Raw genomic sequence first — 20,245 nt, 5'->3', positions numbered from 1 at the left:
TAACCGGAAATTTATTCAGGAGTTATGTATGTCTACCACTATCGACCTCGCGCTTGATGGCCTCTCCTGCGGCCACTGCGTTAAACGGGTGAAAGAGAGTCTGGAGCAGCGTCCCGACGTTGAGCAGGCGGAAGTCACCGTTACCGAAGCCCACGTCACGGGCAGCGCCAGCGCGGAAGCGCTGATTGAGACCATTAAACAGGCCGGATACGGCGCGGAGCTCAGCCACCCAAAGGCTAAACCGCTGGCAGAATCATCAATCCCGCCGGAAGCGCTGACAGCGGCCACCTCTGAGCTTCCGGCAGCCCGTGACGAAGATGACAGCCAGCAGCTGTTAATCAACGGCATGAGCTGCGCCAGCTGCGTATCCCGGGTACAACACGCGCTCGCCGCGGTGCCTGGCGTCTCGCAGGCGCGGGTCAACCTGGCGGAACGCACTGCGCTGGTGATGGGCAGCGCGTCCGCCGCAGAATTAGTCCAGGCCGTAGAGAAAGCGGGCTACGGCGCGGAAGCTATCGAAGACGACCTCGAACGCCGCGAGCGCCAGCAGGAAACCGCCGTCGCCACAATGAAGCGCTTCCGCTGGCAGGCTATCGTCGCCCTGCTGGTAGGTATCCCGGTCATGGGCTGGGGAATGATCGGCGACAATATGATGGTCAGCGATGATAACCGCGCCCTGTGGCTGGCTATCGGTGTTGTCACCCTGGCGGTGATGGTCTTTGCCGGCGGCCATTTCTACCGCAGCGCGTGGAAAAGCCTGAAAAACGGCACCGCGACCATGGATACGCTGGTGGCGCTGGGTACCGGCGTCGCCTGGCTCTATTCAATGAGCGTCAACCTGTGGCCGCAGTGGTTTCCGATGGAAGCCCGCCACCTTTATTATGAAGCCAGCGCGATGATTATCGGTCTGATTAACCTGGGCCATATGCTGGAAGCCCGCGCGCGCCAGCGCTCTTCGAAAGCGCTGGAAAAACTGCTCGATTTAACCCCGCCGTCAGCGAGGGTGGTCACCGACGAAGGCGAAAAAGATCTGCCGCTGGCTGAGGTTCAGGCGGGAATGATCCTGCGTCTGACCACCGGCGATCGCGTACCGGTCGACGGCGTCATTAGCCAGGGCGAAGCCTGGTTCGATGAAGCGATGCTCACCGGCGAGCCGGTGCCGCAGCAAAAAGGCGACGGTGACGCCGTTCATGCCGGGACCGTAGTGCAGGACGGCAGCGTACTGTTTACCGCCAGCGCCGTCGGCAGTCAAACCACCCTGGCGCGCATTATCCGCATGGTGCGCCAGGCGCAGAGCAGTAAACCTGAAATCGGCCAGCTGGCGGACAAAATCTCCGCCGTGTTCGTCCCGGCGGTTGTGGCGATAGCCCTGTTCAGCGCCGCGATCTGGTACTTTTTTGGCCCGGCGCCGCAAATTGTCTATACCCTGGTGATCGCCACTACGGTGCTGATTATCGCCTGTCCGTGCGCCCTGGGGCTGGCAACGCCGATGTCGATTATCTCCGGCGTGGGCCGCGCGGCGGAGTACGGCGTACTGGTGCGCGACGCCGATGCGCTGCAGCGCGCCAGCACTCTCGATACGCTGGTCTTTGATAAAACCGGTACCCTGACCGAGGGTAAACCGCAGGTGGTGGCGATAAAAACCTTTACCGCCATGGATGAGTCCACCGCTCTACGTCTGGCGGCGTCTCTGGAGCAAGGTTCCAGCCACCCGCTGGCGCGAGCCATTCTCGACAAAGCCGCGGACCAACGCCTGCCTGCGGTAGAAAACTTCCGCACGCTGCGCGGGCTGGGGGTCAGCGGCGAAGCCGAAGGCCGCCGTCTGCTGCTCGGCAACCAGGCGCTGCTTAATGAGCACAAGATTGCAACGGCTGAAATAGAAGACGACATGACCGCCCAGGCGTCACAGGGTGCCACGCCGGTGCTGCTGGCGGTAGATGGTCAGGCGGCGGCGCTGTTCGCCATCCGCGATCCGCTGCGCGAAGATAGCGTGGCGGCATTAGCCAGGCTGCACCGCCAGGGCTATCGTCTGGTGATGCTGACCGGAGATAACCCCACCACCGCCAAAGCTATCGCCAAAGAGGCGGGCATTGATGAGGTGATTGCCGGGGTGCTGCCGGACGGGAAAGCCGATGCGATTAAGCGCCTGCAAAGCGAAGGGCATCAGGTGGCGATGATCGGCGACGGTATCAACGATGCGCCCGCGCTGGCGCAGGCCGATGTGGGGATCGCCATGGGCGGCGGCAGCGATGTCGCCATTGAGACGGCGGCGATTACCCTGATGCGCCATAGCCTGAACGGCGTTGCCGATGCGCTGGACATCGCCAAAGCCACGCTGCGTAATATGAAGCAGAACCTGCTGGGGGCATTTGTTTATAACTCGCTGGGCATTCCGATTGCCGCCGGGATCCTGTGGCCGCTGACCGGCACGCTGCTCAACCCGGTGGTGGCGGGCGCGGCCATGGCGCTCTCTTCGATTACCGTTGTGAGCAACGCCAACCGCCTGCTGCGCTATAAGCCCAAAGCATAAGGCAGCCTCTGGCGAGGGCGAAAACAGGCTTCCCCTCGCCCCCTTCGGGAGAGGGGAAGCCTCAGCCGATTTATCTATTCGAACTCGCGGCCAGGATGCGGAACCGGATAATCAAAATCAACCTTGATCGGCGCCGCATAGCGGCTATTCCACAGCTGGCTGTAAAGCGCGTCCACGCGCGCGGCCATCGACGCATTATTCAGCACCAGCTCAAGGTTGCGTGAGTTATCGAAATAGCCTCCGCTCCAGTTGCTGGTTCCGACCCACGCCGTCGTACCATCGATGGTCATCAGCTTACTGTGTACCACCCTGGCAAAGGGGATAAACCCTCGGCTGGCGGGAGGTATGGTCACCACTTTTAGCTGAACGTTTGGCACCAGAGAGAGACTCTTCAGCCAGAATACCTCCGGCTTTTTCAGGTTCCAGTTCGCCACCATCAGCTCCACCTGTACGCCGCGGGCCGCCGCGCTGCGCAGGGCGTTATCAATGGGCGCATAAAAGGGCCGGCTCCCCTTTTCTCCCCACGCCAGCGGCGCATAGTCCATCACCTGCACCCGGATCCGCGATTTGGCGCTCGCCAGCAGCCGCGGCAGCGCCACCTGCGAATCAATCACCCCGCCCGGGTTATAATCGCGCGGGCTGGCAACCAGATAATTGCCCTGCGGGGCCGACGCTACCGCCTGCCTCGCCGGCTTCGGTACCGGCTTACTCTCCGCCAGCAGAGCTTGCGCCTGCCAGTCCTGATCGAAAATAGCCTGAATCTGCTGCACCGTTTGCGGATCGCTGATGCGCAGACCGGTCTCCTGGATCTGTTCCAGCGCGCGCCAGTCAAAATTCTGGCTACCGACAAAAGCCTCTTTGCCATCCACCAGCAGATACTTGGCGTGAACAATACCGCCGGTCAGCCGATGGAACGGAATCACCCGCAGCTCCAGGTTGGGGATAGCTTTCAGGGCCGTCAGCGTTTCCGGCGTTGAAAGGCCCACGCCCTTCTCCTCCATCAGAAAACGAATTTTTACTCCACGCTCCCCGGCGGCCCGCAGACGTGCCAGAACCCCATCCAGCAGAGAGCCTTTTTCATTCGCCACGTAAAACTGCGCCAGATCGATATGGCTGCGCGCCGCATCGAACATCTGCTGCCAGACTTCGGCGGCATGACGTAAATCGTTATCCTGTAAGGTGGTTTCCTGCGGCGCGTTATACACCAGCTCGTAGCCGGGTATAGAGAACGCCGCCCATACCGGCTGGCTTAACAGCATCCAGCTCCCCGCCAGTGCGCTCATCAGGCGGCCTGCCGGCCACCCGCATTGACCATGTTCAGGCATAGCGCTGCGCCTCGTGGCCTTCCCAGCGTTTGCCGCCCTGCTCCGGACGGCTGACCGGGCTGCCGGCGCGGATCAGCAGCACCTTCAGCAGTTCGTTGATTCGCTCCATGCGGCTTTGCAAATAGTTATTGCCCACCAGGCACAGCAGCGCAATAGCAATGCCCAGGCCGGTGGCATACAGGGCGGTCCCCATACCCGCAGAAACCATGCTGGCATCGGAGACGCCTGAGGCGGAAAGGGCCTTAAAGGTATCCATAATACCGAGGATCGTCCCCAGCAGGCCCAGCAGCGGCGCGGCGGTGACAACGGTTTCAAGCATCCACAGCCCACGCGACATCTGCGGTTTGCTGAGCAGATACTGAGCGTCGATCAGATCGCTCATCGCCTCACGGTCTTCCGCCGTCTGCTTTTTCTCCAGCACCGGCAGAATGAGGGTCAGCGGGAGGCTACTGCGGCCGGTCAGCGATTCCGGCAGATCCGACGCGCGGCGAACGTCCGGCGTCAGCGCCTTTTCAAAGCGCAAAGCCTGACGCTGGGCCCACGAAAAATAGAGGCCGCGTTCAACCAGTATCACCACGGCGATCGCCAGCGCGGCGTACATAACGTAGAAAATAATATCGTGAATCAGATTGGCATCCATCAGAGTGCCCTCCGGTTAATTAAAAGGTTGCTTCCAGCGAGACGCTAAAGGTGCGCTCTTCGCCAACGTTGTAGTACGGGGTACTGGCCTTCACGCCGTCGTAAGCCGCCGCGTTAAAAGTCGTCGAGCGGACGGAGGTCAGGTACTGTTTATCGAACAGGTTATCGATGCCAAAGCGCAGGGTGGCGCTTTTGACAATCTTTTTATCCACCGGCAGATGCACGCCCGCGGCGACATCAAAGACCGTGCGCCCGCCGATTTTTTCGTCGTTGGTCAAATCGCCGTAGAACGAACTGACGTATTTGCCGCCGAAGCTGCCGTAGTAGAGACCATCGTCATAGCCCAGCGACGCGTTAAGCATGTTTTTCGGTACGTTTGGCACCGTTTTGCCCGCCGTTGGCAGCGGATGTCCGCCGTTGCTCACAATGTCGTCTTTTTGTTCGGAATGGGTGTAGGTATAAGAGGTGTAGTAGTTGAAGTTGTACGGCAGCTTACCGCTCCACTCCAGCTCCAGACCTTTACTCTCCACGCTGCCGATGTTCATCATTTCGTAGTCACCATCCGCATTGGTGGTCGAAATCTGCCGGTCGGTATAGCGCATATAGAAGAGCGTCGCGCTCAGCAGCATATCTTCGCGCTGAAAACGCCAGCCCAGCTCGTGGTTCCAGCTCAGCTCAGGTTTGGTGCTGATCGAATCGCCGACGTTGTAGAGCACGTAGTTGGGTGGCGTACGCATGTTGCGCGTCAGGTTATAGAACAGCTGATTTTCGCTATCCGGCTTATAGCTGATGCTAAAGTTCGGCAGGAATTCATGGTAGGTCGCCTGGCGTTTTTCCGCAGCGCTATACAGGCTGCCTTTATTATCGCCTTTACGTTCAACATACTGATAAGCCAGCCCGCCCACCAGCGTCCAGTCCGGCGTCACGAACCAGCTGTCCTGAAGCCATACTTTGTGCGCAGGAGTCACCGTGTACTGGTTACGCCCCTGTACCGTATTGCCGTTCGCATCTTTAACCTGATCGGAACCGCCCGGTTTGCCGGAAACGTTCGCCGGGTTGCCATCGTCCTGAATGCTAATAAACGGCTGGGTCTGCGACTGACGCGCGCGCTCGTACCAGTAGCCAATATCCAGGCTGTGTTCGTCGTTAATATCCCACTTCAATTTCGTGGTAACGCCCGGCCGCCAGGTCTGGGTCCACGAAGGCCGGTAATAGGTATTAGAAGTCAGGTTGCTGAGATCGTACTGTCCGGCGGTATCAGACGTATTGGACAGCACCGAGGCCGTTTGTCCGGTAAAGCTGCCGCCGTTACCCCAGTAGTAATAGGGCTGAACGGTCAACGCGAGGTTATCGCGCAGCTGTAAGCGCTGGGCAAAAGAGAGGGTGAAGGTTTCAAACGGATTACGGTTCAGCTTGTAATATTTGCTCAGTTGACCTTTGCTGTTGTAGACCGGGGTGGTCGAGTAGTCCTGACGCGGGTCTTCTTCGAACTGCGCTTTACTCAGGGTGTTATAGTTGCTGTTATCCTGACGGTTATACTTCATGATCAGGTTGCTGCTGTTGCCGTTGCCATCCTCGTACAGCGAGTTCATTTCGAACTTATCGGAATAATTACGCCCCTCCCCGCGCCATTTTTTGGCTTCAGTATGCGAGTACGAGAGCCAGTTGCTAAAACCGTTGTACTCCCCGGTCTCCAGACGAGCGAAAGTTTTGCTGAGGTTATGGCTGCCGAGCGTTTGTTTGACGAAGCCGCCAAACTCCTTTGAGGGACGCTTTGTCACAAGGCCAATATTACCGCCGCTGGAACCAATATGCGGGCCGTCAGCCTCGGAAGAGCCCTGGGTGACAAAGATCTGCTCAAGGTTTTCCGCGTCGCCCAGCAGGTTGGGGTAGACCGCATAGTTGCCCGAGTCGTTAATCGGGATGCCGTCCATCGACAGGCCGATCTGATCCGAGTTCATCCCGCGCATGGTGTAGTCGATACCGCTCAGGCCGCTGGCGTCATTGCTGTTGACGTTCATTCCCGGCGTATATTTCAGCATGTCGATAGCGTTGCTGGCGCCGGGGGCTTTTTCCATCGCCTCTTTGGTCAGGGTGGAACGCGCTTTGCCGCTGTCTTCCTGCACCATCAGACCGCCGCCGAGCGATTGCCCCTTAACGTTAATCTCCCCCACGTCGCTGCTTTCCGCCGCCAGCGAGGACCCCGATAACAGGGCCGACACCACGGCTAACGCAATCCCAGAATAATTAAAGTTTTTCATTTCTTTTCCTGTAAAAACAAATGATTAATTAGGCTTATGGCGCCTGGTAATTAAACGTCGCGGTAAATTTTTTGCTGCTTTGTCCGGCAAAAGCCTCTTCAGGAAAGGGCTTCAGCTGGCTGATGCTTTGCAGGGAACTAAGCGCAGCGCGATTGAGCAGCATGTTCGGCGCCCTGCTGGCAATACCGGAAGCCAGCACTCTGCCGCTGCGGTCAACCTCCAGCCAGACCTCCACGTTGCCCTGCGGACGTTCCAGCGAAGCCTGACGGCCGCTCGGGTAGCGCTTGCGCTGCTCCAGCTCCCGGCGCAGCGCCTGCAGATAGCCGTTTTCCACCGCCTGCGCGTTCGCCTTCGGCGCCGGGGGAGAAGGCGGCGGGGCCGGTTTACTCACCGGACTACGAACGGCGGCGGGCTGCGGAGCCGCGATCGCCTGCGGTTTCGGCGCTTTTTCCTTCACAACCGGTTTGGGCCTGGGTTTGGCTTTCGGTTTAACAACCGGTTTGGCCTGGATAATGGGTTCTGGCGCAGAAACGACGGGTTCAGCGACCGCCTCCGGTTCCGGCTCAGGTTGAATTTGCGGCGGTATTTCCGGCTGCGGTTCCGGGACAGGCTCCGGCTGCGGCGGTTCGGGTTCAGCCAGCGACAGTTCCATGACCGTATCGTCGTAATGCGGTTTGACCTGCAGCACTGCCTGCTGGCTGACAAACAGTAAACATCCGGCGACGACAAGGGCGGGTAGCCAGCTAACAACGTGACGTGAGCGATAAAGCAGATACATATCACTGCTTCCGTGTGGCAATGGAAATGGAGAAGAAACCACCCTGACGCAGGGTATCCATCACGGCGATCAGGCGTTCCACCGCAACCTCTTTATCGCTGTTCACGATAATGGTGGTGGTTTGGTTTTCCTGCTGCTGTTGCTTCAGGGTATTGACCAGCGCATTCAGGGGCAGCGGCTGGCCATCAAGCTGCAGCTGGTCGCCGATGCCGAGGGTGATAATGGCTTTTTTTTGCGGTTTAAGCTGTTGGGCGCTGCCGGCCGACGGCAGCTGCGTTTTCAAGCCCAGAGCCGGGATCACATTCAGGCTAATCAGGACAAAGAAAACCAGTAGAAACATCATCACATCGATCATCGGGATCAGCTCGATATGGGCTTTATTCTTTTTAGGCTCACTCCAGTTACGCATGTCACTCCCCCCAAAAATTGAAGGGGCCAATATAGAAGCGTTTTGTTTATTTTTTGTTACAGATTTTTTATTTTATTATCACAACAGAGGAATATTTGAGAAAAAAACACCATGGTCATTCACGTTATAAATAGTCACTCCATTGTTTTTTAAGTGATAATTAATTTCAAAACGCCATTACAGAAATGACAAAGAAGAGAACATCAAATTTTTTTGTTATTTTCGTGACATTGCAAAACGCCTCTTCCGTCGCGCACGTTGAGTCCCCTTGCGCCCCAGCCCCCCGCGCGCTAGCATGGCTTCCTCACACTACGGAGCACGTATGGGCCTGTTAAACCGAATAAAAATGCTGTGGCAAGCCGCCGTCGGCTCGTCTTATTCCTGGCCCGCGCTGGATATCACGCTTCCCGGCGAGCGCTATCTGCACCTGGTCGGCAGTATTCATATGGGCACCCGCGACATGTCGCCGCCGCCCGCCAGGTTATTAAAAAAGATCCGCCAGGCCGATGCGCTGATTGTGGAAGCGGATATTAGCGGCAGCGAAACGCCGTTCAGCAACCTCCCCTCCTGTCCGCCGCTGGCGGAACGCCTGAGCGCCTCCCAGCTTGCTGAACTGCAAGAGCGGGCGGGAGAAATGGGGCTGTCCATCGCGCTGTTCGACAGCCAGCCGCTGTGGCAGGTGGCGATGGTATTGCAGGCAACTCAGGCGCAAAAACTGGGCCTAAGGGCGGATTACGGCATTGATTATCAACTGCTGATGGCGGCACGCGAGAGCAATATCCGCGTGATGGAGCTGGAGGGAGCCGACAGCCAGATAGCGCTGTTGCGGGATCTGCCCGACGGCGGCCTGGCGCTGCTGGAGGATACCCTCACCCACTGGCGCACGAATGCGCGTCTGCTGCAGGTGATGATCGGCTGGTGGCTGGAGCAGCCGCCGTCAACGGGCGCAACCTCGCTACCGACAACGTTTAGCCAGTCGCTGTATGATGTGCTGATGCATCAGCGCAATCTCGCCTGGCGCGAAACGCTGCTGGCGCTGCCGCCGGGGCGCTACGTGGTTGCCGTAGGGGCGCTTCATTTGTACGGGGAAGGAAATCTGCCGGACATGCTGACGTAAAAAAATGGCCAATATTGCTATTGGCCCGTCAAAGAGGAATTTCATCATTATTATTATTCCGGGGTTCGCGCCCCGGATCGTCTGATTGTCGCTCAAAGTGACCATCACTGCCAATACTATTGCGCAAGATGATACTATTTTTTAGACAGCCGTCGGGCGTATGCTTATGTCACATTAAATCGGTTGGTAAGAAGGATAACGATGACTCCCGCCGTAAAATTACTCGAAAAAAACAAAATTAGTTTTCACATTCACAGCTACGATCACGATCCGAACGAAACCAATTTTGGCGATGAGGTGGTGCGTAAGCTGGGGCTCAACGCGGACCAGGTCTATAAAACGCTGCTGGTCGCCGTCAACGGCGACATGAAGCATCTGGCCGTCGCGGTGACGCCGGTAGCGGGTCAGCTGGATTTGAAAAAGGTGGCGAGGGCTTTAGGCGCTAAGAAAGTCGATATGGCAGACCCGATGGTCGCACAGCGGGTCACCGGCTATCTGGTGGGCGGGATCAGCCCGCTTGGACAGAAAAAACGCCTGCCGACGGTGATTGACGCGCCGGCCCAGTCGTTTGCCACCATCTATATTTCCGGCGGCAAACGCGGGCTGGATATTGAGCTGGCGGCCAGCGATCTGGCGAAGATCCTTGAGGCAAAATTCGCCGATATCGCGCGGCGCGATTAATTGACGGTTTTGCGTCAGAGGATAATCCCGGAGGCGGCGCTGACGCGCCTTGTCCGGGCTACAAAATCCAAAACCGCTCAGACCTGTCGCCCCGGTAAGCGCAGCGCCACCGGGGCGCTGCTCTGACGTTACTGCCAGCTTACCTCGCCTTTCGGTTCATAAGCTGCCGCGTCCAGCGGTGAGTTTTTCTGGATATACTCTTTCAGCACCTCCGCGTCGATGAAGCCGGTATTCACATAGCCGGGCTTGGTATCAATATGCGGGTAGCCATCGCCGCCGGTGGCGTTAAAGCTCAGGGTCGCCATACGGTAGGTCTTCGCCGGATCGACCGGTTCGCCTTTGATAGTCAAATTATTAAGCTTACCGTCTTTGGCCACAAAACCGACGTTGGCAAACTGCGGATAGGCGCCAGAATCGGGCTTCATCTGCGCCACGGCGGTCAGATACTCCGTCACTTCCTTACCGCTCATATCGACATACACCAGCACGTTGCCGAAAGGCTGCACCTTCATCACGTCTTTATAGGTGATATCGCCCGCTTCAATCGAATCACGCACTCCGCCGCCGCTCATCACCGCGAAATCGGCATTGCTGCGCGCCATTTGCGCCGCCAGCAGCAGACGTCCCATATTGGTTTGCACAAAACGCACTTTGCTGCGATCGCCCTCCAGGTGCGCGTTTACGCTACCGATTTTGACCTGCAGCTGCGCTTTGCCCTTATTCTGGAACGGCGTCAGCAGGGAGAGCATCTGCGGATTTTCGGCGATTTGCGGCGTATAGAGCACGCGCTCGCTCTCGCCGTTGTCGTAAGTGACCTTTTTCTTCAGGTTGACCGGGATCAGCTGATAGTGCACCAGCTTCATTTCGCCGTTGCGGAATTCGAAGTCGGCGCGGCCCACATATTTGCCCCACTCATGGGCTTGGACGATCCAGATACCGTTCTGCTTGTCCGGCGCGCACGGGCTGCCCGGAACGTAATCCACCTGTTTTTTATTCTCAGAGGCCATGCATACCGGGTCCTGCGAGTGGCCGCCGACGATCATCGCCAGCGAACCTGCCGGCAGGCTGCGCGCCATCTCGACGTCGCCCGGCGCATTCGAGCCGTGGGCGCCGTTGTCATAATGGCCCATGTGGGTGGTGGCCAGAATGACGTCCGGTTTTTCATTCTGCTGCAGCTCCTGGATAACGAGTTTGGCCTCTTCCGCCGGTTTGCGGAACTCGATATCCGTAAAGAACTCAGGGTTACCAATTTTGGCCGTATCGTCGGTCGTCAGGCCGATAACCGCAATATTCAGCCCGCCGCGTTTGAACAGCGCCCACGGCTTAAACAGACGCTCGCCGGTGCTTTTCTGGTAAATATTGGCGGAGAGGAACGGGAACTTCGCCCATTTTTCCTGCTGACGCAGTACGCTAAGGGGATTATCAAACTCGTGATTGCCTACCGCCATCGCATCATAGCCAATCAGGTTCATCCCGCGAAAATCGGGTTCCGCGTCCTGTAAGTCGGATTCCGGCACGCCGGTGTTGATATCGCCGCCGGATAACAGCAGCACGCTGCCGCCCTCTGCCGCCACCTCTTTGCGAATGCCGTCCACCAGCGTTTTTTGTGCCGACAGTCCGTATTCACCGTAGTCGCTGCGCCAGAAGTGGCCATGATGATCGTTAGTATGCAGGATGGTAATTTTATAGGTTTTATCCTGCTCATAAGCCTGCGCAGACAGGCTCCCCAGCGATAACGCCATGAATAGCGCCAGCGCAACGCCTTGCTTCATAAAGTGCATATTTCTCTCCCTGACGAAATGACAAGTGCCGAAAGTATAGCGAGTTAGCCGATTAGACAAATATGTTTTCAGAATTGCGACTTCCTTCAAACCTTAGGGGCAGGTATGTTAGGCAGATAATAATTCCACCTGCATCCTCTATAAAAAATACTTAAGCGAACCTATGGCAATGAATCAGACCGCACAACCCTTATCCGGCCCTGCTGCTGCGCCGCAAAAAGCACGCACCTCGTTTCGCATTCTCGGCGCTATCAGCCTCTCGCATTTGCTAAACGATATGATCCAATCGCTTATTCTGGCTATCTACCCGCTGCTGCAGGCCGAGTTTTCGCTGACCTTTGTGCAGATAGGGATGATTACCCTAACCTTCCAGCTGGCCTCATCGCTGCTGCAGCCGGTCGTGGGCTATCTGACCGACAAACACCCGATGCCGTGGTCGCTACCGATAGGCATGTGCTTTACCTTAAGCGGTCTGGTGCTGCTGGCGATTTCCGGGAGCTTCGGGATGGTTCTGCTGGCTGCCGCGCTGGTCGGTACCGGCTCTTCGGTCTTTCACCCTGAGTCTTCACGCGTGGCGCGAATGGCCTCCGGCGGTCGCCATGGCCTGGCGCAGTCGATATTCCAGGTCGGCGGCAACTTTGGCAGTTCGTTAGGCCCGCTGCTTGCGGCCCTGATTATCGCGCCCTACGGCAAAGGTAACGTTGGCTGGTTTGTCCTGGCGGCGCTGCTGGCGATCGTCGTGCTGGCGCAGATCAGCCGCTGGTATGCCGCTCAGCACCGTATGAACAAAGGTAAACCCAAAGCGGTCATTGTCAATCCATTGCCGAAAAACAAAGTCATTCTGGCGGTTAGCATTCTTTTGCTGCTGATTTTCTCAAAATACTTCTATATGGCGAGCATCAGCAGCTATTACACCTTTTATCTGATGCAAAAGTTTGGATTATCGGTGCAGAACGCGCAGTTTCATCTGTTTGCTTTTCTTTTTGCCGTCGCGGCGGGAACGGTGATTGGCGGGCCTGTAGGCGATAAGATTGGGCGCAAATATGTTATTTGGGGCTCTATCCTTGGCGTAGCGCCGTTTACTCTTGTTTTACCCTACGCATCGCTGGAATGGACCGGCATTTTAACGGTGATAATTGGTTTTATCCTCGCGTCGGCTTTTTCCGCCATTCTGGTCTACGCTCAGGAGCTGTTGCCGGGGCGGATCGGTATGGTTTCTGGTTTGTTCTTCGGATTCGCTTTTGGCATGGGTGGCCTTGGCGCCGCGGTGCTGGGGCTGTTAGCTGACCATACCAGTATCGAGCTGGTCTATAAAATCTGCGCTTTCTTGCCACTGATTGGCATCCTGACGATATTTCTGCCTAACAACCACCAAAAGTCCTGATTCTTCGGCAGCCAAAGTGTAACTTTGGCTGCCTCAATCCCTTACTCCACCAGCATTACCCCGCATAAGCTGCTGCCATTTTGCGGTCCGTGCTTTTTTGCATGCCAATTCCATCTTTCTGCAAAATTCAACGATTATTCATAAACAAAACCGCTGAAATTGTCATAAACTATTATTCGGTTTTTTGGTTTTATACCCTAAATAATTCAAGTTGCAGGAAGGCGGCGACGCAGGGAATCCCCTGGAGCTTACTGAAGTAAGTGACTGGGGTGAGCGAGGAAAGCCAACGCCCATGCAAATTGAAGTATGACGGGTATATGCCGAAAATGGATCAGCTCACCACTGCAAGGAGACGGAATGCACCACGCAACACCGCTAATCACCACCATTGTCGGCGGCCTTGTGCTCGCCTTTATTCTCGGCATGATTGCCAATAAGCTACGTATTTCTCCTCTGGTGGGATATTTATTAGCGGGCGTGCTGGCCGGACCTTTTACCCCAGGTTTCGTTGCTGATACCAAGCTGGCGCCGGAGCTGGCCGAGCTTGGCGTGATCCTGCTGATGTTCGGCGTGGGTCTGCATTTCTCCTTAAAAGATTTGATGGCGGTCAAGGCCATCGCTATTCCGGGGGCAATCGCCCAGATCGCCGTGGCGACGCTGTTGGGTATGGCGCTCTCTGCCATGCTGGGCTGGTCGTTAATGACCGGGATCGTTTTTGGTCTGTGTCTTTCTACCGCCAGTACCGTGGTGCTGCTGCGCGCGCTGGAAGAACGACAGCTTATTGATAGCCAGCGGGGGCAAATCGCCATCGGCTGGCTGATTGTGGAAGATCTGGTGATGGTGCTGACGCTGGTGCTGCTGCCGGCGGTCGCCGGCATGACCGAGAAAGGCGACGTTGGCCTGGCTACCCTGGCCCTCGATATGGGCATTACCATCGGTAAAGTCGTTGCCTTTATCGCCATAATGATGCTGGTAGGCCGCCGCCTGGTGCCGTGGATTATGTCACGCAGCGCGGCAACCGGCTCGCGCGAGCTGTTTACGCTGTCGGTGCTGGCGTTAGCGCTCGGCATCGCCTTCGGCGCCGTTGAGCTGTTTGACGTCTCCTTCGCCCTCGGCGCCTTTTTCGCCGGTATGGTGCTCAATGAATCCGAGCTCAGCCATCGCGCGGCCCACGATACCCTGCCGCTGCGCGACGCCTTCGCCGTACTGTTCTTTGTTTCCGTGGGAATGCTGTTTGACCCGATGATCCTGATCGATCAGCCGCTGGCGGTGCTGGCGACGCTGGTCATCATTATTTTCGGTAAATCGGCCGCCGCTTTCTTCCTGGTACGAATGTTCGGCCACTCGCCGCGCACCGCGCTGACCATTGCCGCCAGCCTGGCGCAAATCGGTGAATTTGCCTTTATTCTCGCCGGGCTGGGAATGGCGCTGGATCTGCTGCCGCAGGCCGGGCAAAACCTGGTGCTTGCCGGCGCCATTATCTCCATCATGCTCAACCCGGTCCTGTTTACCCTGCTGGAAAAATATCTCGATAAAACGGAGACGCTGGACGAACAGACGCTGGAAGAAGTACTTGAAGATGAGAAACAGATCCCCGTCGATATCTGTAACCACGCGCTGCTGGTCGGTTTCGGTCGCGTCGGGAGCCTGCTCGGTGAAAAACTGATGGCGCAGGGCGTGCCGCTGGTGGTTATCGAAACCTCGCGTACCCGCGTTGACGAACTGCGCGCACGCGGTATTCGCGCGGTATTAGGCAACGCCGCCAATGAAGAGATTATGAATCTGGCGCATCTTGACTGCGCCCGCTGGCTGCTGCTGACCATCCCTAACGGCTATGAAGCCGGGGAAATCGTGGCTTCCGCGCGCGAGAAGTGCCCGAATATCGAGATCATCGCGCGCGCCCACTACGACGATGAAGTGGAGTATATCGTTGAACGCGGCGCCAACCAGGTGGTGATGGGCGAGCGGGAAATCGCCCGCGCCATGCTGCAGCTGCTCGAAACGCCGCCAGCAGGCGAGCTTATTACCGGTTAATGCTTCCGGCCCCGACTTCTCGGGGCCGGCTTTACTTACCGGCTTAGCGATCCCAGTAAGCCTCTTCCAGGCTATCTTCACGCTCCGGCAGGCCGCGGGTCAGACGCGGCGAGTGCTGGTTCAGCACCTGATAGCTCACGCGGTTAGCGTATTTACACACCTGCGCCAGCGAGGAATAGGTCAGCCACTTGCACTTGTGCTTGCTGGAGTTCGGCACGTTGTTGCGATGATAGTTATTGGCGGTGATATCGTGCAGCAGCGCCGCCAGCGCGCCGTCGCCCGCGCCGTTGGTATTCATGATCTTCTCCGGCCCGCCCATATAGGGTGCGATATGCGAATAAATACGCAGCGGATTTTCGCAATCCTGATGGCGCATCGCGCGGCTGAATTCATACTGGTTAAACTCGGCAATCGCGCCCGGCAGCAGCGGATGCTGCGTTTTGCGCTTAGCCTCATCCTCGGTAAAACTGGCCATATACAGCCCGGCAGGCCCGGCGGTGCACAGTACCAGGTCAACCCACTCCAGCGCCTTGTCGGAAGCCAGCAGCGGATCGGATAGTCCGGTCAGCGCTTCCGCCTCCTCTTCGTTCATCGCCAGAATAGAGACATGCTCCTTGAGGAACGCCTGCCACCACGCCGGATTATCGGCGATAACGTATTTGGTCCCCAGAGTCAGGACCACCGGTACATCGTGCTTTTTCGCATATGCGATGGCCTGCATCGTCGCGTCCGGCATCGGCTCGCCCGGCTTGCAGCGCACGAGATAGGAGGTCAGCACCAGCGCGGAGGCGCCGGCGATGACGCTCTCCGGAATGCTTTCCGGACGGAGCTTGTTCATATGCCCGGGGCTGATCGCAAAGGTGCGCTCGCCGGAGTCGCTAATCAGCGTAAAGCAGCGCCCAATCGCCCCATCCACCCCCTGCAGGTAGTTCAGATCGGTACGGCTGGAGGTGTTGCACAGGTAGCGGTAGGCGTAGCCGCCGATTTCAATATTGCTGCACATGACGCCAAGCAGAACCGAACGGTCATCCGCCAGCACCGAGTAGTTATGCATGGTGTTACCGATGGTGCCGCCGGCAAACTGGTGGGTAATCAGGTCATTGCGAACCAGTTCCTGATACAGCGCTTCGGCGACATCGTCTTCAATCACCAGCGAATGCCCGGCGCTCAGGCCGTAGCGTACGATAAACGCCTCATCCACTTTCGCTTCGATATCGACCAGGGTTTGATCGATGCCGACCACCCAGGCGACGTTAGACTCATTGTCCGGCTGAATTTGCTGCAGCAGCGGATCGCGAGCGTTGACGGGAAAATAGTGTTTGGATTTGCGTTTACCGGGAAATTTCATAGTGGCGATTTATTGACAGTGAACAAGCGGGGAATAGTAGCATACTCCCCGCCGCACGCGCGATCAGCGATATTTCGCCGTCAGGTTGACCATCATTTCAATATGCGCGGTGTCCGCATTAAGCGCCGGAATGTACTCATATTGCTGGCCGCCGGCTTCGAGGAAGATTTCCCGGTTCTGCACCGCGATCTCCTCCAGCGTCTCCAGGCAATCGGCGGAAAAGCCGGGGCAGATAACCTGAATATGCTTCACCCCTTTCTCACCGAGCATTTTCAGCGTTTCGTCGGTGTAGGGCGTCAGCCAGGGCTCACGACCAAAGCGCGACTGGAACGTCATCATCACCCGGTCAGGCGGCAGCCCCAGGGCTGAAACCAGCTCACGGGTGGTATCGCGGCAGCGCTGAGGATAGGTATCCCCTTGCTGGGCGTACCGCTGAGGGATGCCATGATAGGAGAGCAGCAGTAAATCTGGCTCACCGTTCACCGCAAAGGACGCGCGCACGCTGGCGGCCAGCGCGTGAATATAGTCCACGTCATCGGCGTAGTCGCGAATAAAAGAGATGCCGGGGATGGCGCGCTTTTTGGCAAGGATACGCCCTAGTTCATCCCAGACCGCCGCCACGGTGGAGCAGGAGTACTGCGGATAGAGCGGTAGCACCACGATGTGATCCACGCCCTGCTCCAGCAGTTCATCAACCGCGCTCTCCAGCGACGGCGAACCGTAGCTCATCCCCAGCGCCACCGGCGTATCCGGAAGCCGCGCGGCCAGCGCCTGCCGCTGCTGCTGGCTATAGACCATCAGCGGCGAGCCGTCTTCCATCCAGATGGACTGATAGAGCTTAGCGACCCGGGGCGCTCGCAGGGGCAGTATCACGCCGCGCAGCAGCGGCCACCACAGTAGACGGGAGGTATCCACCACGCGCCGATCGCTAAGAAACTGTCGTAGATAGCGCTTTACCGCGTCGGGCGTGGGCGCATCGGGAGTGCCTAAATTGGCTAATAAGATACCTGTTTTCGTCTGATGCATTACCGCCTCTTAACCATTTGAATCGCTGACAATTGTAGCTGAAATGGCGCTAAACGGAACCAATCATAGAAAAAGGTAAAATGAGAGGAGTTCTCACCCCGCCGCGGCGGGGTGAGAACTAACGGAATTAACCGAGGATTTTTTCCAGTTCAACGCGAACGTCGGCCACCGCTTTGGTGCCATCGACTTTCGCGTACTGGGTATTGCCCGATTCGGCTTCTTTCTGATAGTAGCCGATCAGCGGAGCCGTCATCTGATGATACTCAACCAGACGCTTACGCACGGTCTCTTCCTGGTCGTCTTTACGGGTGGTCAGCTCTTCGCCGGTCACGTCGTCTTTGCCTTCAACTTTCGGCGGATTAAATTTGATGTGGTAAACGCGGCCGGAAGCTGCGTGAACGCGACGCCCGATGATGCGGTCAACGATCAGTTCGTCAGGAACATCGAATTCCAGCACGTAATCCACGGTGATACCCGCTTCTTTCATGGCGTCAGCCTGCGGAATGGTGCGCGGGAAGCCGTCCAGCAGAAAACCGTTGCGGCAATCTTCCTGAGTAATACGCTCTTTGACCAGGGCGATAACCAGTTCGTCGGTGACCAGCTTACCGGCGTCCATAATATCTTTCGCCTGTTTGCCCAGCTCGGAGCCTGACTTCACCGCGGCACGCAGCATGTCGCCGGTGGAGATTTGCGGAATACCGTATTTCTCCATGATGAACTGAGCCTGAGTTCCTTTACCCGCGCCCGGAGCGCCAAGCAGAATAATACGCATTACGAAAATCCCCTCAAAAGTTGATTCAATTTTTCAAAAAACGCTAAACCATACCACCAGAACGCGGATGGCTCAAGGAAGGCGGGGCGGCTGAAACGGTTAATGGTGAGATATTTTACGTAGAGTGCGGTTTGATGCCCTCACCCCGGCCCTCTCCCAGCGGGAGAGGGGTAGAGTGAGGGTAAAGATTACGACGCCAGCAGCTGGTTCATGCGGCGGATAAACTGGTTCGGATCTTCCAGCGTACCGCGCTCGGCCAGCAGCGCCTGATCGAGCAGCAGCTCAACCCACTCGCCGAACTGCGCATCATCCTGGGTATCCGCCGCGCGTTTTACCAGCGGATGCAGCGGGTTCAGTTCAAAGATGTACTTCACTTCCGGCGCGGCCTGGCCCGCAGCGGCAAACAGTTTTGCCATCTGGGTGCTCATTTCATCCGCGTCGGTGGTGACGATGGCCGGCGTATCGGTCAGACGATGGGTCAGACGAACCTCTTTCACCCGGTCGCCAAGCAGCGTTTTGGCACGCTCAACGAACGGCTCCAGCGCCTTCTCGGCTTCTTTAGTGGTTTCATCCACTTCGTCCGTCAGCTTATCCAGCGACTCATCGGCTTTCGCCACCGACTGGAACGGCTTACCGTCGAACTCGGTCAGATAGCTCATCATCCACTCGTCGATGCGATCGGAAAGCAGCAGCACTTCAATGCCTTTCTTACGCAGCAGTTCCAGATGCGGGCTGCTTTTCGCGGCGGCGTAGCTGTCGGCGGTAATGTAGTAAATCTTCTCCTGCCCTTCTTTCATGCGGGAGACGTACTCTTCCAGCGACACGGTCTGCGCGGCGGAGTCGGTATGGGTGCTGGCGAAACGCAGCAGTTTGGCGATGGCCTGCTGGTTGGCCTGATCTTCCGCCGGCCCCTCTTTCAGCACGAGGCCAAACTGCTGCCAGAAGGTCTGATATTTTTCCGCGTCGTCTTTCGCCAGTTTTTCCAGCATCAGCAGGGCGCGTTTGCTCAGCGCGGTACGCAGATTGCGGGTGACGCTGCTGTCCTGAAGGATTTCACGCGACACGTTCAGCGGCAGATCGTTAGAGTCGACCAGGCCGCGGACGAAACGCAGGTAGTTCGGCATAAACTGCTCGGCGTCATCCATGATGAAGACGCGCTGCACGTACAGCTTCAGGCCGTGTTTATGATCGCGATTCCACATATCCCACGGCGCCTGCGACGGGATATACAGCAGGCTGGTGTACTCCTGCTTACCTTCAACGCGGTTGTGGCTCCAGGTCAGCGGATCGCTGTAATCGTGGGCAATGTGCTTATAAAACTCGTTGTACTCGTCGTCTTTGATTTCCGACTTATTGCGCGTCCACAGCGCCTGGGCTTTGTTAATTTTCTCCCAGCTAATGACGGTTTCGCCGTCAACGTCTTCGCGTTTTTCAATTTCCACCGGCAGCGCGATGTGATCGGAGTATTTGCTGATGATCGAACGCACGCGCCAGTCGTTGAGGAAATCGTCCTCGCCTTCGCGCAGGTGCAGCGTGATCTCGGTACCGCGATCGGCTTTGTTAATGTCGGCAACGGTATATTCGCCTTCGCCAGCGGATTCCCAGAAGACGCCGTTTTCGGCGCTGTCGCCCGCCGCGCGGGTACGGACGGTAACTTTATCGGCAACAATAAACGCCGAATAGAAGCCCACGCCGAACTGGCCAATCAGCTGGCTGTCTTTCGCCTGGTCAGAGCCCATGGACTCAAGGAACGCTTTGGTGCCGGACTTGGCGATGGTGCCGAGATGGTCGATGACCTCATCGCGATTCATACCAATGCCGTTATCGGCGATGGTCAGGGTGCGGTTGTCTTTATCAAATGAAACACGCACGCGCAGCTCGCCGTCGCCTTCGTACAGATCCGGCTGGGACAGCGCGCGGAAGCGCAGCTTGTCGGCCGCATCGGAGGCGTTGGAAATCAGCTCACGCAGGAAAATTTCTTTATTGGAATAAAGAGAATGGATCATCAGGTGCAGAAGCTGCTTGACCTCTGACTGAAAACCACGAGTTTCTTGTCCTTTCATCTAAATCAACCTCAACAATGCCATTGTTAATGGTAAAAAAACCGTTGAGGGTGAGATGGGGACAGAGGGAGAAGTTTTCAAGCGGAGGCCCCGAAAA

At 57.2% G+C, this 20,245-nt stretch carries 15 protein-coding genes; 5 read left to right on the top strand and 10 right to left on the bottom strand.

What is annotated here, in order from left to right:
* Positions 1-28: 28 nt before the first annotated feature.
* Entirely contained in the window at positions 29-2,530 is a 2,502-nt protein-coding gene (gene copA, locus MKleb_RS06615; RefSeq protein ID WP_108703605.1) for a copper-exporting P-type ATPase CopA, read from the top strand.
* Between the two features lie 74 nt (positions 2,531-2,604).
* Here copA and MKleb_RS06610 read toward each other — a convergent pair whose 3' ends face one another.
* Genes MKleb_RS06610 through MKleb_RS06590 form a run of 5 tightly spaced genes read right to left on the bottom strand, consistent with a single transcriptional unit; the run spans position 2,605 to position 7,942 of the window.
* Positions 2,605-3,855: a phospholipase D-like domain-containing protein gene (locus MKleb_RS06610; protein ID WP_025107135.1), complete on the bottom strand. Its 1,251-nt coding sequence runs from the start codon at positions 3,853-3,855 to the stop codon at positions 2,605-2,607.
* On the bottom strand, positions 3,848-4,495 hold the full coding sequence (locus MKleb_RS06605; RefSeq protein ID WP_004137930.1) for a MotA/TolQ/ExbB proton channel family protein: 648 nt from the start codon (positions 4,493-4,495) through the stop codon (positions 3,848-3,850). The genes MKleb_RS06610 and MKleb_RS06605 overlap by 8 nt, the downstream gene beginning before the upstream one ends.
* Before the next feature lie 19 nt (positions 4,496-4,514).
* Complete coding sequence (locus tag MKleb_RS06600) at positions 4,515-6,755, bottom strand: TonB-dependent receptor family protein (RefSeq protein WP_014228220.1); 2,241 nt, start codon at positions 6,753-6,755, stop codon at positions 4,515-4,517.
* Positions 6,756-6,789: 34 nt separating this feature from the next.
* The gene (locus tag MKleb_RS06595; RefSeq protein ID WP_025107136.1) at positions 6,790-7,533 is read right to left on the bottom strand and encodes an energy transducer TonB family protein; all 744 of its coding nucleotides are present in this window, start codon (positions 7,531-7,533) and stop codon (positions 6,790-6,792) included.
* Between the two features lies 1 nt (position 7,534).
* The gene (locus MKleb_RS06590; RefSeq protein WP_025107137.1) at positions 7,535-7,942 is read right to left on the bottom strand and encodes an ExbD/TolR family protein; all 408 of its coding nucleotides are present in this window, start codon (positions 7,940-7,942) and stop codon (positions 7,535-7,537) included.
* Positions 7,943-8,264: 322 nt separating this feature from the next.
* Between MKleb_RS06590 and MKleb_RS06585 the strand changes: the two genes are divergently transcribed.
* Together MKleb_RS06585 and ybaK are read left to right on the top strand one after the other, a co-directional pair.
* A complete protein-coding gene (locus tag MKleb_RS06585; RefSeq protein WP_025107138.1) occupies positions 8,265-9,059 on the top strand; it encodes a TraB/GumN family protein in 795 nt (264 codons plus the stop codon).
* Between the two features lie 201 nt (positions 9,060-9,260).
* Positions 9,261-9,740 carry a Cys-tRNA(Pro)/Cys-tRNA(Cys) deacylase YbaK gene (gene ybaK, locus MKleb_RS06580; RefSeq protein WP_025107139.1) on the top strand — a complete coding sequence of 160 codons (480 nt, stop codon included), beginning with the start codon at positions 9,261-9,263 and terminating at the stop codon, positions 9,738-9,740.
* A gap of 128 nt (positions 9,741-9,868) precedes the next feature.
* Here the strand turns inward: ybaK and ushA are convergent, their stop codons facing one another.
* On the bottom strand, positions 9,869-11,521 hold the full coding sequence (gene ushA / locus MKleb_RS06575; protein ID WP_025107140.1) for a bifunctional UDP-sugar hydrolase/5'-nucleotidase UshA: 1,653 nt from the start codon (positions 11,519-11,521) through the stop codon (positions 9,869-9,871).
* Positions 11,522-11,684: 163 nt separating this feature from the next.
* Between ushA and MKleb_RS06570 the strand changes: the two genes are divergently transcribed.
* Together MKleb_RS06570 and ybaL are read left to right on the top strand one after the other, a co-directional pair.
* Positions 11,685-12,905 carry an MFS transporter gene (locus tag MKleb_RS06570; protein ID WP_004848370.1) on the top strand — a complete coding sequence of 407 codons (1,221 nt, stop codon included), beginning with the start codon at positions 11,685-11,687 and terminating at the stop codon, positions 12,903-12,905.
* A gap of 357 nt (positions 12,906-13,262) precedes the next feature.
* Complete coding sequence (gene ybaL / locus MKleb_RS06565; RefSeq protein ID WP_014228214.1) at positions 13,263-14,939, top strand: YbaL family putative K(+) efflux transporter; 1,677 nt, start codon at positions 13,263-13,265, stop codon at positions 14,937-14,939.
* A gap of 43 nt (positions 14,940-14,982) precedes the next feature.
* Here the strand turns inward: ybaL and MKleb_RS06560 are convergent, their stop codons facing one another.
* From MKleb_RS06560 to htpG, 4 genes are all read right to left on the bottom strand, one after another.
* Positions 14,983-16,287 carry an inosine/guanosine kinase gene (locus MKleb_RS06560; protein ID WP_004137947.1) on the bottom strand — a complete coding sequence of 435 codons (1,305 nt, stop codon included), beginning with the start codon at positions 16,285-16,287 and terminating at the stop codon, positions 14,983-14,985.
* A gap of 63 nt (positions 16,288-16,350) precedes the next feature.
* A complete protein-coding gene (gene hemH, locus MKleb_RS06555) occupies positions 16,351-17,313 on the bottom strand; it encodes a ferrochelatase (RefSeq protein WP_025107141.1) in 963 nt (320 codons plus the stop codon).
* Positions 17,314-17,440: 127 nt separating this feature from the next.
* Positions 17,441-18,085: an adenylate kinase gene (gene adk / locus MKleb_RS06550; RefSeq protein ID WP_217076530.1), complete on the bottom strand. Its 645-nt coding sequence runs from the start codon at positions 18,083-18,085 to the stop codon at positions 17,441-17,443.
* Between the two features lie 188 nt (positions 18,086-18,273).
* The gene (gene htpG, locus MKleb_RS06545) at positions 18,274-20,148 is read right to left on the bottom strand and encodes a molecular chaperone HtpG (protein WP_217076529.1); all 1,875 of its coding nucleotides are present in this window, start codon (positions 20,146-20,148) and stop codon (positions 18,274-18,276) included.
* Positions 20,149-20,245 lie beyond the last annotated feature (97 nt).

Origin of the sequence: Klebsiella sp. PL-2018 (assembly GCF_019048985.1) — a bacterium.
Lineage (GTDB): Bacteria > Pseudomonadota > Gammaproteobacteria > Enterobacterales > Enterobacteriaceae > Klebsiella > Klebsiella michiganensis.
Note: the sequence above shows the minus strand (reverse complement) of the source record. Positions and strands in the feature narration are given on the sequence as shown.